Annotated in this window: 15 protein-coding genes; 9 read left to right on the top strand and 6 right to left on the bottom strand. The window is 41.7% G+C overall.

Annotation, left to right across the window (positions count from 1 at the left end):
* Positions 1–174: 174 nt before the first annotated feature.
* The 7 genes from AB4128_RS05880 to AB4128_RS05850 all read left to right on the top strand — a co-directional run bounded on the left by AB4128_RS05880 (position 175) and on the right by AB4128_RS05850 (position 6071).
* On the top strand, positions 175–1659 hold the full coding sequence (locus AB4128_RS05880; RefSeq protein ID WP_065109381.1) for an RNA polymerase factor sigma-54: 1485 nt from the start codon (positions 175–177) through the stop codon (positions 1657–1659).
* Positions 1660–1683: 24 nt separating this feature from the next.
* Positions 1684–1971 carry a ribosome hibernation promoting factor gene (hpf, locus tag AB4128_RS05875; protein ID WP_055023480.1) on the top strand — a complete coding sequence of 96 codons (288 nt, stop codon included), beginning with the start codon at positions 1684–1686 and terminating at the stop codon, positions 1969–1971.
* 2 nt (positions 1972–1973) lie between these two features.
* Positions 1974–2417 carry a PTS IIA-like nitrogen regulatory protein PtsN gene (ptsN, locus tag AB4128_RS05870; RefSeq protein WP_055023481.1) on the top strand — a complete coding sequence of 148 codons (444 nt, stop codon included), beginning with the start codon at positions 1974–1976 and terminating at the stop codon, positions 2415–2417.
* Positions 2414–3259, top strand: a complete 846-nt coding sequence (gene rapZ, locus AB4128_RS05865; protein WP_055023482.1) for an RNase adapter RapZ — start codon at positions 2414–2416, stop codon at positions 3257–3259. Before ptsN ends, rapZ begins: the two co-directional genes overlap by 4 nt.
* 2 nt (positions 3260–3261) lie before the next feature.
* Positions 3262–3534, top strand: a complete 273-nt coding sequence (locus tag AB4128_RS05860; RefSeq protein WP_372037239.1) for an HPr family phosphocarrier protein — start codon at positions 3262–3264, stop codon at positions 3532–3534.
* 344 nt (positions 3535–3878) lie between these two features.
* Positions 3879–5240, top strand: a complete 1362-nt coding sequence (mgtE, locus tag AB4128_RS05855; protein WP_055023484.1) for a magnesium transporter — start codon at positions 3879–3881, stop codon at positions 5238–5240.
* A gap of 561 nt (positions 5241–5801) precedes the next feature.
* The gene (locus tag AB4128_RS05850) at positions 5802–6071 is read left to right on the top strand and encodes a transposase (RefSeq protein ID WP_055023485.1); all 270 of its coding nucleotides are present in this window, start codon (positions 5802–5804) and stop codon (positions 6069–6071) included.
* A 504-nt stretch (positions 6072–6575) separates the two neighbouring features.
* Here the strand turns inward: AB4128_RS05850 and AB4128_RS05845 are convergent.
* A complete protein-coding gene (locus AB4128_RS05845) occupies positions 6576–7178 on the bottom strand; it encodes a hypothetical protein (RefSeq protein ID WP_055023486.1) in 603 nt (200 codons plus the stop codon).
* Between the two features lie 148 nt (positions 7179–7326).
* On the opposite strand from AB4128_RS05845, the gene ubiD reads away from it, so the two are divergent.
* A complete protein-coding gene (ubiD, locus tag AB4128_RS05840) occupies positions 7327–8808 on the top strand; it encodes a 4-hydroxy-3-polyprenylbenzoate decarboxylase (RefSeq protein ID WP_055023487.1) in 1482 nt (493 codons plus the stop codon).
* 87 nt (positions 8809–8895) lie between these two features.
* Positions 8896–9594 (top strand): NAD(P)H-flavin reductase, encoded by a 699-nt coding sequence (gene fre / locus AB4128_RS05835; RefSeq protein WP_055023488.1) that lies wholly within the window; start codon positions 8896–8898, stop codon positions 9592–9594.
* A gap of 125 nt (positions 9595–9719) precedes the next feature.
* On the opposite strand, the gene AB4128_RS05830 is transcribed toward fre, so the two are convergent.
* The 5 genes from AB4128_RS05830 to AB4128_RS05810 all read right to left on the bottom strand — a co-directional run bounded on the left by AB4128_RS05830 (position 9720) and on the right by AB4128_RS05810 (position 14896).
* Positions 9720–10997, bottom strand: coding sequence for a winged helix-turn-helix domain-containing protein (locus AB4128_RS05830; RefSeq protein ID WP_119967912.1), 1278 nt, complete (start codon positions 10995–10997; stop codon positions 9720–9722).
* A 208-nt stretch (positions 10998–11205) separates the two neighbouring features.
* The gene (locus AB4128_RS05825; RefSeq protein WP_372037238.1) at positions 11206–12027 is read right to left on the bottom strand and encodes an ABC transporter permease subunit; all 822 of its coding nucleotides are present in this window, start codon (positions 12025–12027) and stop codon (positions 11206–11208) included.
* A gap of 9 nt (positions 12028–12036) precedes the next feature.
* Entirely contained in the window at positions 12037–12939 is a 903-nt protein-coding gene (locus AB4128_RS05820) for an ABC transporter ATP-binding protein (protein ID WP_065109377.1), read from the bottom strand.
* Between the two features lie 7 nt (positions 12940–12946).
* Positions 12947–14284, bottom strand: a complete 1338-nt coding sequence (nosD, locus tag AB4128_RS05815) for a nitrous oxide reductase family maturation protein NosD (RefSeq protein WP_372037237.1) — start codon at positions 14282–14284, stop codon at positions 12947–12949.
* Between the two features lie 108 nt (positions 14285–14392).
* The gene (locus AB4128_RS05810) at positions 14393–14896 is read right to left on the bottom strand and encodes a nitrous oxide reductase accessory protein NosL (protein ID WP_372037236.1); all 504 of its coding nucleotides are present in this window, start codon (positions 14894–14896) and stop codon (positions 14393–14395) included.
* Positions 14897–14973: the final 77 nt, after the last annotated feature.

The raw sequence follows: 14973 nt of genomic DNA, 5'->3' as shown, positions 1-14973 counted from the left end.
TTTCGCGGCCAACCAGTCCCACTTTTTAGCGTTATACACTAGACTCAAAACTTAACGCTAATTTTTGGCAAAGTAGAACCCAAGTTCGGTTAAAGTCTAGCTAACACTTACAAAGGTGCTAGACCCATAACATTGTAGTCGCGATGATGAAATTCAATTAGGGATAAGCGGTAAATGAAAGCCTCACTCCAACTTAAAATGGGTCAACACCTGACAATGACCCCGCAGTTGCAACAAGCCATTCGCTTATTGCAACTTTCCTCTTTGGAGCTACAGCAAGAAATTCAGCAAGCACTTGACTCAAATCCTCTTCTTGAGCTTGAGGATGAGTTTGCCAAAGCAAAAGAACCAGTCAAAGACAATGCTCAGCAAACTGACACCGATTTTAGCGATAACAGCCAAGTCAGCGTAGAAAAAGACACCTCATCAGTCGATACAACAGAGTCACTTACGAAAGAGTCCATGCCTGAAGACTTACCAATGGATACCACTTGGGATGAAGTCTACACCGCCTCTCCTAACTCAGGTTCTGGCGCTGTAAGCCGTGATGACGATATGCCATTTCAAGGTGAAACGACTGAAGGTTTATACGAACATTTAGAATGGCAAAAAAACTTAACCCCATTTTCTGAAAATGACCTCGCCATTGCGACAGCCATCATCGACGCAATTGATGATAGAGGTTACTTAACCCAATCAACAGAAGATATTCTCGATGCACTCGGTCTTGAGGATATTGAACTTGATGAGGTTGAAGCCGTTTTAAAGCGTGTACAACATTTTGATCCAGTGGGCGTCGCTGCAAGAAATTTAAGCGAATGTTTGATGATTCAATTGGGACAATACCCAAGCGAAATCCCTTGCATAGAAAATGTAAAATTACTGATATCTGAACACCTAGATTTAATAGCAGGCCGTGATTTCAGATTACTAATGCGTAAAACCAAGCTTAAAGAAGATGATTTACGCGAAGCGATTCAATTTATCCAAACACTGAACCCTCGCCCAGGGTTACAAATTACTCCAATCAAAGATGAGTACGTCATCCCAGATGTCACAGTGTTTAAAAAGAATGGCCGTTGGGTCGTAGAATTAAACCCAGATAATATGCCTAAAATAGGCGTAAATCAGCAATATGCCGCCATGGCAAAAGGCTCAGCCAATCAAGCTGACAGCCAATTCATTCGCGGTCACTTACAAGAAGCCAAATGGTTTATTAAAAGTATTGAAAGCCGCAATGAAACCCTGTTAAAAGTGGCAAATTGTATTGTTCAATTCCAGCAAGGTTTCTTTGAGTTCGGCGAAGAAGCCATGAAGCCTATGGTATTAAATGATATTGCCGAAGCGGTAGAGATGCATGAATCGACCATCTCACGGGTTACAACTCAAAAATATATGCACACCCCTCGCGGCCTTTTTGAACTAAAATACTTCTTCTCTAGCCACGTAAGTACCGATGATGGCGGAGAGTGTTCTTCTACAGCAATCAGAGCCTTTATCAAAAAGCTGGTCGCTGCAGAAAACCAGAAAAAGCCACTTAGCGATAGTAAAATGGCGACGCTACTGGCTGAACAAGGGATCAATGTTGCTCGGCGTACGATCGCCAAATATCGTGAAGCAATGCTCATCCCTCCCTCAAACCAACGCAAAAGCTTATAAGCCTTTGTTATTGGAGGATGATCTATGCAAATTAACCTGACTGGACACCATATCGAAATTACTCAATCTTTACGTGAGTATGTGCAAACTAAGTTTTCAAAGCTTGAACGTCACTTCGAACAGATCAATAATGTTCACGTTGTGCTCAATGTACAAAAGTTACAACAGATTGCCGAAGCTAAATTGCACCTCAAAGGAGGTGAAGTTTTTGCCGTATCTCAAAACGCAGATATGTATGTCGCAATTGACGCCCTGATAGACAAATTAGACCGTCAGGTAATTAAACACAAAGAGAAGTTAATTAAACACTAACGATGGAACTTCGCACCATCCTGCAGCCGGCGTGCACTACCTGTGCCACTCCGGGCAGTAAGAAAAAGGTACTGGAACTTATCAGCAATTTAATGGCTGACCAGTACCCTACTCTATCTTCACAAGCTATTTTCGAAAGTTTAATAGCACGTGAAAAAATGGGTAGCACAGGTATCGGCAATGGCATTGCGATTCCACATGGGCGTTTAGACGACATTGAATCGCCGATCGCTATTTTGATCAAATGTGAAGAAGCTATCGACTTTGATGCTATTGATAAGAAGCCAGTAGACATTTTATTTGCCTTATTGGTTCCTTCTGAGCAATGTCAGCAACACTTAAGCACGTTATCAAGTATGGCTGAGAAATTAAGCGATAAACTCATCCTTAAAAGACTTCGAAAGAGTCATGACGCTACAGAACTGTATCAGGTTATTACTGCATGAAACTTGTCATCGTATCAGGACGATCGGGCTCAGGTAAGTCAGTTGCTTTAAGAGTGTTAGAGGATTTAGGTTATTACTGTGTTGATAACCTGCCTCTCCCACTGATTGGCAGCCTACTAGAGCAGCTAAAAGGAAATAACGAACTTGTCGCCATCAGTGTTGATGTGCGTAATATCGAAGAGCAAGGCAAAGTATTAGAGCAGCAAATTGCTTTATTGTCCGACGATACCACGATCATTAGTTTATTTTTAAATGCCAATGATCAAGTACTGCTAAAACGATACAGTGAAACACGTCGATTACACCCGCTGTCAAAAAATCAAATCTCATTACAAGAAGCGATTCAACTTGAAGGTCGATTGCTCGAACCAATTGCCAAAATGGTTGATCACTACATCGACACATCTCAGCTGAATATTTACGATTTGAGCGATCAAGTCCGACAAATTCTTATGGGCAGTGTTGATAAAGAATTAGTCATTCACTTTGAATCATTTGGATTCAAGCACGGTATGCCTACTGAAGCCGACTTTATGTTTGATGTCCGCTTTTTGCCAAACCCACATTGGGAGCCAGAGTTAAGACCATTAACAGGTCTTGATCAACCAGTACAAGAATTCTTAGGCAGACAACCCCTAGTCAATAAGTTCATCTGGCAGATTGAGAATTTATTTGATACTTGGATGCCGCACCTTGAGCGCAATAATCGCAGTTACCTTACCATCGCGATTGGCTGCACAGGTGGACAGCATCGCTCGGTTTATATTGCAGATCAACTCACACAGCGCTTCAGTAACAGTAAACACCAAGTTAGCGCTCGCCACCGAGAGCTCAACCTGTGACGATGAGTATCTCCAGAGAAATCACCATCAGTAATAAACTTGGGCTTCATGCTCGAGCGGCAACAAAATTAGCTATATTGGCTACGGAATTTAAAGCCAGCATTACCTTGATTCAAGGTGACAAACAAGCCAGCGCAGCGAGTGTGTTAGGTTTATTAATGCTAGAAAGTGGTATAGGAAAAGTGATTACTGTTCAGGCTGAAGGCCCTGATGCGCAGCAAGCACTAGATGCGGTTTGCCAACTGATTAACGACAAATTTGACGAAGAAAGCTAATCCTTTTATATGATTTAACGCTTTCAGGCTAACTCGTTGCTAGTTATCACTTACTAGCAAAACATTGAAATTTACGACTCCAAACCGCTAACAGCCATGCTTTATTAACCTCATATCCTACTCGGGAATACGCTTAAACTAAGCTTTTGCGCTGCTCAAAGCGCATTAAACCAATCAACGGCAAATTATCAACAACAAACAGTTATAGTTAACTATAATAATGTCATGACCCACACCATAACCTGCTTATTTTTTATACGGCAATCAACGCCATATTAGAAACTGCTTCTCCCTTTACACACTGTTAAGTTAATATTAGCAATCGAATTTTTGAGGAGTGGCGAATGAGTATCGAAGTGATAGATAGCGAACTTACAGAACAGCGCCTAAATCAGCTCACCCAAGCACTTGGTAGTGGTATGTTTGTGCATGTGCGCAATATGCTGCATGATATGGCCGCTTCTGATGTCGCCCTCATTCTTGAGTCATCTCCCCCTAAAACACGCCAAGTGTTGTGGCAACTTATCGACCAAGAACAAGCCGGTGAAATTCTTGAAGAACTCGGTGAAGAGTTAAAAGATTCGCTTATCAGTGGCATGACACCTGAAAAAGTTGCGCAAGCCACTTCAGGAATGGACACCGATGACCTAGCTTATATTTTACGTAGCTTGCCAGATGCAGTGTATAAGAAAGTACTGCAATCGATGAGTAGCCAAGACCGTCACCGAGTTGAACAAGCGTTATCCTACCCTGAAGATACTGCCGGCAGTATCATGAATACCGATACCGTGACTTTACGTCCCGACGTGAATATTGATGTGGTACTGCGTTACTTACGCCAACGAGGCAATTTACCCGATACGACAGATACACTCTATGTGGTCGATAAAAACGACCATGTACTTGGCGGGGTCCGTTTAGCCGATCTATTAACCTGTAACCCTAGCGAAACGATCCGCAGCATCATGGATCCGGAGCTTGAAAGTATCCCTGTTGATATGCCAGATAATGAAGTGGCACAGTTATTCGAACGTCATGACTGGATTTCAGCCCCTGTCGTTGATGAACAGCAGAAGTTATTAGGCCGTATTACCATTGATGACGTCGTCGATGTTATCCGTGAAGATGCCGAGCACTCCATGATGGGGATGGCGGGGATGGATGATGACGAGGACACATTCGGTCCCGTCATGAAAAGTACCTTCCGACGCTCTTTGTGGTTAACAATCAATTTATTTGCTGCTTTACTTGCTGCCTCTGTCAGTAACATGTTTGAAGGCACCCTTGAGCAGTTTGCCACTATTGCCATTTTAATGACCATTGTTCCGAGCATGGGCGGCGTTGCTGGTAACCAGACATTGGCTTTGGTCATTCGTGGTATTGCCCTTGGGCATATTGGTCAAAGTAACTCTCGCTGGTTAATAGGCAAAGAGTTAGCCATTGGTTTCCTTAACGGCATCATGTGGTCAGTGTTGGTATTTTTTGCCGTTTGGCTGTGGAAAGATGATATGGCCTTAGGTGGTTTGATTGGTGGCGCCATGCTCATTAATATGACTGTTGCAGGTCTTGCAGGCGCCAGTATCCCACTCTTACTGAAAAAGTTGAACATCGATCCTGCTTTAGCAGGTGGTATGGTGCTTACCACAGTAACCGACGTCATCGGCCTATTTGCCTTTTTAGGTTTAGCGACGATCTTCTTAATGTAGTCAATATCCGTCCTTCGCATCTCACTAAATCCATGCCAAACGGCATGGATTTTTTAATCCTTCTAAATCATAAACGACTCACTGTAACACTCCTCATTCATACTGATTAAGTGATAATGGTTTACCGTTAATGTCACTAGAAATGACGCCCAAAAAGTCTGGTAAATTAAATTTACCAATAAATCACCACCTTGCACCAAAATGGATAATTTGCACCAATGTAGCACAACGCATTTTTTTAGAGTTAACACACTAAAAAACTAACTAACTGTTAATTAACGATAAAATATTTATTTCAAAATTGGCACGACTATTCCATATAGATATATACCACCTTAGAGGTAGATGCATTTTTGACCAATTTATGACTCGATTAGAGATGTAATACAGGGAGTTAAGTATGAATTATCTAAGAATGTTCATTGAAAACTGTCAATATCAGTGGCACTTCTTCCATCACCTTGGATTGAGCAGCTGGGATATTGATAACAATCATTAATCTAAAAACCTCTTAATTTTATGAAGGTTCGTGGTTAACAAAATTGAGTAGTAGGAACAATGATGACGACACTAAATCGAATATATCCAGATGAATTACAGCAACAAGTAATCAAGGAAGTAAAAGACAATAATCGATTAATTTCAGATGTTGCCAAGCAATATAATGTGTCAGCAAAAACCATTTACCAATGGGTGAAGAAAAGAAAACAACCTCTAAAATCAGTGAGCAAACAACAAGATTTAGCCACTGAAATTGCAACTGAAATAGCAAATTTGCAGAAAAGGCTATTTCAACTGAATCAAGAATTAGTGTCAGTAAAAGGACATTAAATTCAACGTTTCGGAAAGAAAAATGACTTTAGCATTCGTCCCCATCGGAAGCTAAACAATCGCAGTGATTTTTCTTTCCAATTTTATTTTCAAACATTGAGCGCTAACAACTCATCGTTTGAAGGCAGTTCCGACAAGAAAGGATGCGTTATTTTCGTCCCCCAGCGAAAATCTCTCTCCCCCACCTCTCTTGTCAATTTTATACCGTGGCTTAGCCTAACGCTTAGCGTTACAAGAGTAAGGTTGAGAATAGGCAGCCACAGCCTGCAAGTCAGGTAAAAGTTTCAAGATAATGATTGCTGTTTAACTCCCCGTAGACAGCAATGGCTATTTTGAAGTACGTTACAGGGTCTAATAACAATAATATGTAACGATAAAATGTCGAAAGACAATGCAAACAAAAGCCCTAATGAAATGGATTCATTAGGGCTTTTACCTTTCTAGGCACAGTATACAGCGCTACTGCCAACGAATGAGCGACGGGCTTTAAAAAACAATGGTTAATTATTGCTTACCTTTTTCAAGTTCAAAGTAACGCTCAGTCGACCAGTCAAAATAATACTCATGACCATCCCATTCATAGTAAGTATGACCATCACGTTGTATCACTCGTGCATTGTCTGGCAACTTGCTAATCCCTTTTGCATACTCAATGCTAGTGGTTGTTCGTTTTGGCGCTTCAACTGCTGTGACTGGTTCAACATAGTTATTACGGGATTGGTTGTTCATATAACGATCACGGTAATAACGGTCGTAATAATCGTATCGATAAGGATAACGCCAACCATTGCCCCATCTTCCTCCCCAACCATTATAGCCCCAACGGTTATACCAGCGGTTATTCCAACCACTGCTCCATCCTACGCCAATACTGGGTCCCCAATAATTGTTGTAACCTACTCCCCAGCGTACTGACGAACCTGAATAACGATCATAACGATGACTGCCAGCCGAATGGCGATGTTTAGCACCATTTTCTGTAGCAACAGCGCTCATTGAAGAAGTACGAAAAGATTCAGCCATAACATGTGAAGGCAGAATAGCCAGAGTCAGGCTTATTGATACGAATAACATCGACAATCGGTGAGGTTGACTGAATATTGCCATTTGATCGCTCCTAGGCTGAAAGATCACAAAGCCAATTAATATCAGTTTACCCTAAAAAGCCACTGAACCAATAATCTTGGCTTAACCCAATATTATATAAATGCTATAGTGCGCCCCAAAGAGCGATTATAAAAAGAGTGAATTAGCCATGAGTTTTAAGGATTTACGTAGCTTCATCGATCACCTCGAAGCCAATGGTGAATTAAAGCGTATTAGTTATCCTGTTGATCCTAATCTAGAAATGACGGAAATTGCCGATCGTGTACTTCGTTCTGGCGGTCCTGCATTGCTTTTTGAAAATCCAACAGACAAATCTATGCCTGTTTTAGTGAACTTATTTGGCACTCCAAAACGGGTTGCCATGGCACTCGGTAAAGAGGATCCTCTCGCCCTACGTGAAGTCGGTGAGTTATTAGCATTCTTAAAAGAGCCAGAGCCACCTAGTGGTTTTAAAGATGCGATCGCGAAAATCCCAAAATTCAAGCAAGCACTCAATATGCCGCCTAAAACGGTCCGTAATCCACCATGCCAAGAAATCGTCATCACTGGCGATGATGTGGATCTAACAAACTTACCAGTTCAACATTGTTGGCCTGGTGATGTGGCACCTTTGGTGACTTGGGGTTTAACCATCACTAAAGGCCCGCGCCAAAAACGCCAAAACTTAGGTATTTACCGTCAGCAGTTACTGGGTAAAAACAAATTAATTATGCGCTGGCTCGATCATCGTGGCGGCGCATTAGACTTTAAAGATTTCAAAGAAAAGCACCCAGGTGAGCGCTACCCTGTGGTCGTTGCTTTAGGCTCAGACCCTGTCACCATCCTAGGTGCGGTGACACCTGTACCTGACTCAATGAGTGAATATGCCTTTGCAGGCTTACTGCGTGGTGAACGCACTGAGGTCTGTAAAGCGATTAGCTGTGACTTAGAAGTTCCAGCCACCAGCGAGATCATTTTAGAAGGTTATATCGACCCTGAAGAAATGGCAGAAGAAGGTCCCTATGGCGACCATACTGGTTACTATAACGAGACAGACAAGTTCCCAGTTTTCACCGTCACTCACATGACACAGCGGAAAGACGCCATATATCACAGCACTTACACTGGCCGTCCACCTGATGAGCCGGCAATGTTAGGCGTGGCATTAAACGAAGTCTTTGTGCCTATTTTACGCAAGCAATATCCTGAAATTATTGACTTCTACCTGCCGCCAGAAGGCTGCTCGTACCGTATGGCAGTCATTTCAATTCGTAAGCAATATGCAGGTCATGCCAAACGCGTCATGATGGGAGCTTGGTCTTTCTTACGTCAGTTCATGTATACCAAGTTCATTATTATTGTTGATGAAGACGTGAATTGTCGTGATTGGCAGGATGTCATCTGGGCTATTACCACTCGCATGGACCCAACTCGCGATACCGTCATGGTCGACAATACGCCGATTGATTATTTAGATTTCGCTTCTCCTGTAGCGGGTTTAGGCTCAAAAATGGGACTGGATGCCACCAATAAATGGCCAGGCGAAACCGACAGAGAATGGGGCACTCCGATAGTGATGGATCCCAAAGTGAAAGAAAAGATTGATGATATTTGGGAAGAATTAGGTATTGATGATGCACCAACGCTATAATGGTGATCTATATCACACTAGCGCAACCTAGACCCTACATATATAAAAGAAAATAACCCTTCATAGAAAGGGCTAAAAGGATGTTAGATGAACACCATTCGCTGTAAAGTTGTTAGCGTCACCCCATTTAACGACGCCGTGTTTCAGGTCACCTTACAACCTGAAGCGGCGTTTGATTTTAAAGCAGGTCAATACTTATCTATTGTCATGGGCGAAAAAGACAAACGTCCATTCTCAATTGCTTCAGCGCCAGGTGCTGAACTAATTGAGCTACATATTGGTGCTGCAGTCTCAGAAAGCTACCCAATGCAAGTCGTTGAGCGCCTTAAAACCAATGACTACATAGATATTGAAGCTCCAGCAGGAAATGCTTTTTTACGTCAAGAAAGTAACCGTCCACGTATTATGGTTGCTGGCGGTACAGGGTTTTCGTACATCAAAAGCATCATCGAGCAACAAATTGCGACAGGCCAAACCGTCGCGACTCAGTTTTATTGGGGTTGCCGTACAGAAGAAGCCATGTACTACCAAGCTATCGCACGTCAATGGCATGAAGAGCATAACTGGTTAGAGTTTATCCCAGTGGTTGAAGAAGCCCCTGCTAACTGGAATGGTAAGCAAGCCAATTTATTAGCACAAATTAAACAAGACTATGTCAGCTTAGTTGGCTATGACATCTACATTGCTGGCCGCTTTGATATGGTCGGTGCAGCCCGTGAAGTATTTCGTGAAATGGGTGTCGATGAAGCTCATCTCTACGGAGATGCATTCGCCTTTATTAAGTAATAAAGGCGAATTCATAGCAAGCTATTCAACCTTCTCAGAATTGAATCCTTGCTGCCCAACAAAAAGCCGACTATCTCAGTCGGCTTTTTTGTTATTTGCGCTCGTTTACAACATCAGCTTAAGGGCTAGAATTGCACCTTCTCGTACTTAGACCAAGCGACTAAACCATCCATAAACGGTAAAATCCACACCGCAGTATCTTTGGTCTTGTGTACCCTGAAAAGCGTCATATTCGTGACTTGGATATCATCACGTCTAATTTCTCGATAAAAACGCATTGCAGATGGGGTAACGAAATCAGGTTTGATAAACTCTTTATGTTCGATATTGGTATAAAAAACATCAACATCATAATCGCCAATCTTTTGCTGATATTGATTAAACGTCCCTCGTGTTTTCCACTTAATTGGCGTAGTTACACAGTCTTCATCAGTAATACAGGTCGTGGTATAAATTTGGCCACTGGTGTCATCTTCATAAACCAAAGACAGGCTAAAATCACCCCGAATTAACTTTTCACCAGCCACAGGAAAGTACACATCAGCATGATAATGGTGCTCAACAATGTTACCGACACTGTCTTGTGGAATAAGTACACGGTTGTATCGAATTCTATCTTCCATTTTCTGACTGAGTGGCACAAATTCACTCATATTCAAACCAGCAGGCTCTGGAGTTAACGTATTGATATTAATGATGCCTTCACCATTACAATCATCAAGTGTATAACCAGGACACGATGCAAAAGAGTAATGAGCTCCATTTGTTAACGCAAAAGCACTAAAGCCTTTTAAGCCTTCAACAATATTACTTTCTGGCGCGAGATGTTTTTGCCATTTGGACTTATGCACTTGGTCGGTATTATCTTTATAGAGCAAAGTTGCACTTTCCGTCACACCACCGATATTCAGTTCAACTTGTTTGTCACTGCTCCACTCAGAGGTTTTTTTCAAAACTTTATGATATTCACATTGATACCAAGCTAATGTAATTAGCCCAATCACAACCATAGCGCCGGCTATTTTTACCATAACACCAACATCTAAAAACGCTGCACGCAGGGTATCGCGATCCGTTAATGACACCATTTTGACATGGCTACGTTCATTAATATGAAGTTGATAGCCACGGCGAGCGACTGCTTTTAAATGAATTTCTGAGTAAGGCTCTAACTTACGACGCAGGGTACTAATGCATTGGGTTAATGAAGTAGGCGCAACCACACGATCGGGCCAGCCTTCAGCTAATAGCTGCTCTTTAGTCCAGATCTCTTCACTATGATCGAGCAATTTTATCAGCACAGCATTTTCAGAAAACGTAAGACTGGTTTTTTCATCATTAAGATGATTAACCAGCTGCTTTGCTGAAGTATCAAGTGTTAAATATGATGTAATTTTTAGCACTGGAAGCACCTGTACTTGAGCTAATTATCTAATTTATTCCAATGATATAATATCCTAGACACTGTAAATTTTATGTGACCACATACTCAATCCAGTAAAATATTTAACTAAATAATACAGTAACTTAAACCTAATACATCTAAAGATACAAAATATGAAATAGTTTGTAAGCAGTCTGACTGATAAACCTCTTTAGCAATAATTAGCCCTAAAAACGTTTACGATAAAACAAGCCTAATGACAGCATCATCATCATTGCATTCCAACCCACTAAGGTAAGGTACAAGCTTAATACTGGCCATTGCACTAATGAAGATAGACCCTCTACGTGGCTTGAGTGAGGTGCAACCACCAACATCAATGCTCGGAACACATCGCTGGGGTTTAATAGAATAAGTAGCTGTAATACACCATTAGAAATACTCGTTGATTCAGCCACCATCATGGTCAGTAAAATGAGGTCATAAACTAATACAACAGCAACCCAAATAAACAATAAAATCGCAATTGCCTTAGCCTTTTCAATTACCTGCAAACTCACTGCGTAACCGACTAAAATAAAGCACATACTTAATAAAATACTGCTGACCATTAAGTGTAAAAAGGTCGATATTAGCGAAAATAACGCCAAATCAGTTAATATCCCGACCAGCAATGCTGTTGCACCAAAACCAATAAAAATAGTGAAAGAAATTACCGCTAAGTGTCCAATAAACTTACCCACCAATATTTGGCTACGGCTTAACGGATAAGATAAAAGCAGTAATAAGGTGCCCGACTCTTCTTCACCAATAAAGCTGTCGTAGCTAAGCAAGATCGCTGTAAGTGGCAAGATAAATACTGCAACTGAGCTTAAACTAGCCATCAAAAGCGGCAGTTCTGGGATAACAAGCTCACCTGTCACCACTGAGCCTGAAAAAGTTATCAGTAAGGCCAAACTGGTTAAAATAATGCCAATAAAAGCCACCCAACGGTTGCGGCAGTTATCTTTAATTTCTTTTGTGGCGATAGTTAAAATTGGCGTCAACATTTATTGTCCTCAAGCAGCGTACTGCTGACGGTTATTCATGCAGTGATGATAAATATCACTTAAATCAGGTTCTTCAATTAAAAAGTTATACACCCCGCAATGCGTAGTCAGATACTTCATAATCTTGGGTTTATCTTGCTGTGAGATAATTAACTTATCTTGAATGGATAAGGCATTTAAAAAGGGATCTTCTGCGATAATACGGCTCACTTCAGTTCCGCTTATATTCACTTTCAAATCAGTCGACTGCCTTAATTGGCTCAAACTACCGCTAGCGAGGTGTTGTCCATCAGCCATAATGAATGCACGATCAATATTGTCCTCAACCACAGCCAATTCATGAGTGCATACGATAATTGCGCAGCCTTGCTGTTTCAGCTCTGCGATTTTTTGATACATAAATAATGAAGCTTGAGGATCAAGTCCAACGGTCGGTTCATCAAGCAGTAAAATGTCAGGCGATGACAAAATGGCTTGTGCAAAACCAAGTCGTTGCTTCATGCCTTTTGAATAACTCTTAACCGGATTATCTTGCGCATACTCAAGCCCAAACTCCGTCAGTACTGTCGATACCTTGGCTTTATCAATCCGTTTTAGTGCGGCAAAATAGTTAAGTACTTCTTTACCCGTCAGCTTTTCATACAAACTGATATTTTCAGGCAAGTAGCCTAAATTAACCTGGCGACGATCTTTTTCATGGGTCACCATATTCCCCATCATGGAGATTTGACCTGAAGTCGGCTTTACAATGCCTAACAGCATTTTTATCAAACTCGACTTACCAGCGCCATTATGGCCAAGCAGCGCTAAGGTTTCGCCTGCTGAAACGGTTAAGCTGATATCGTTAACAGCGGTAAAATCATCGTATTTTTTAACGAGATTCTGAACATGAATACTGGCTGTATTTTCCATGATAACCCTATTTACTTAACAACTGCTGCGCAGACTGTGGGCGATTATTTTCAATTAAGGAAGGCCGTGATGCGCTTGTCATTGGAAAGCTATCGATCACTCCAGCCTCAGGTAAAAGACTAAACTGCTGTTGAGTCCAACGTAATAAAGATGCCACAGGGCTTTTTAATAAAAAGTGCGCTTCTGGATAAAGCCAATACAAGCGATCTAAATGATCACTAGGCTGATACGCTTGTTCACTCACCCCATCACCCGAGTTATCCCAACCGATAAATCCACTCCAGTAGTTTCCCTGCTGCTGGTGACTCCACTCTACTAAGGTGTCGCCTACGTACTTTACCTGTGCTTGGTTGTTGATAAATTGATTACGATAAATTTTGTTTCCCTCGCCTCCCATGGCCATATAAATACCAATTTCGCTGTGGCCAAAGTGGTTTTCATAAATACGATTATCGCGGGCACCATAGATGAACATACTTTTACCCTCATCACCCGTCGGCATTTTGGGCTGAGGATTAACGATATTATCTACCTGATTTGCATGGATGTCTGAGTCATTGGTCATGTTTAGCAACACCCCAAAAGTCGCCGCATTGTCTACGCGATTATGATGGAGATTAATCCGCTTTGAGTTCATTAATGCATAACCGCCATCAACATCCACAGCGACATTATTTTTGGCTTCATCACCTTCGGTATACATGTAGTGAATACCGTACTGCTGAGATGAGAAATGATTGTCATCGATGAGGCTATTCTTACCTGACTCAAGGTATATCCCATCCCTCACATCTTTAATGGTATTCCCCTCAATCACCGCGTCATCAACCCTTTTTAGATAAATGCCATCGCCTCTGTCGAGTACAAAAAATTGCTTATTCCCTATGATGTAATTGTTATAAATCTCAATATGCGAGGTATTATCAGCCCGAATACCAAAGCCATCACCGGTTAAATTATTCCCAGAAATCACAATATTACTCATACCATCATTCACTAAGATGCCAGCATTAAGCTCGTACTGATCTGATCCCCAATTTAGTATTGTTAACTGCTCAACACGAACATCACTGCTTGCAATCGTAATGGCGCTTCCCTTGCCCTGGGCATCAATAATTGAACAAGGGTGTCCTATGAGTGTCAAAGGTTTGTTAATAACGGCATTGCCAGTGTAAGGTTGGTCCTGCAGCAACACAGTGTCATGGGCGTTGGCTTCATCTATGACCTGCTGCAGCAAAATGACATTAAGCGAATTTTGCACGTCGGTGTCTGTCGAGTTTGCGAAAGCACAAGGGGCGCTAATGACACCGATTAACCACAACCCATTAAGCAAAAATTTAACCATGGTTTTCCTCACTTTCGCCTCGATTTACCTTGGCAATGAATCATCACTCACCATACTGTGAATAGACGCTATAACAGCGCAATAATATCGGCTAATATCCTAAGTCAATTAATGATGGCTCATGCCTTCGCCGAGTAATCCGATAGTAATATCATCAAAGCCTAATACCGCGCCGCCATATTCATTGGCAAACTGCTCTGCGGCGTTAACTGTGCTGAATGAGGCAACAGCAGAACCCATCACAGCTTGACGACTTGTACCGTAAACATAGGTGGCAGTTTTACCGTCAATGAAGTGTTCATCTTTAGGATCATCCCAAGATGTTGCCGCCATATCGTGTACCCAAATTTGTGTCACCTGACGGGCATTTTCTGGCTGAAGTAAGAAACTAAACATGTCACGGGTTGAGCAAAAAGAAGGATTTTTTTCCACATTTTTCAGTTTTAGCTGGCCTTTGGGGCCTGGATATTTAGTGATCATCATGCCGCACATATGGCAACGATCGTGTTCATGTATTGCATGTGCATGACTATCAGCCTCTGTTGTAACATTGTCAGGTTGGCAGGCAAATAAGAAAGGAACGAGTAACAGTAGCGATAGTATTTTTTTCATTTCAGTTTTCCAATTCAATACAGGCTATTACCTGGTAAAAAGAATCACCCTTAAAAATGACTAAGGGAAGACATAAG

The sequence above is a fragment of the Shewanella sp. 10N.286.52.A9 genome, from assembly GCF_041468985.1.
In the GTDB taxonomy this organism is placed as follows: Bacteria; Pseudomonadota; Gammaproteobacteria; order Enterobacterales; family Shewanellaceae; genus Shewanella; species Shewanella japonica.
The sequence above is the reverse complement of the archived record's forward strand: the minus strand, read 5'-3'. Positions and strand labels throughout refer to the sequence as shown.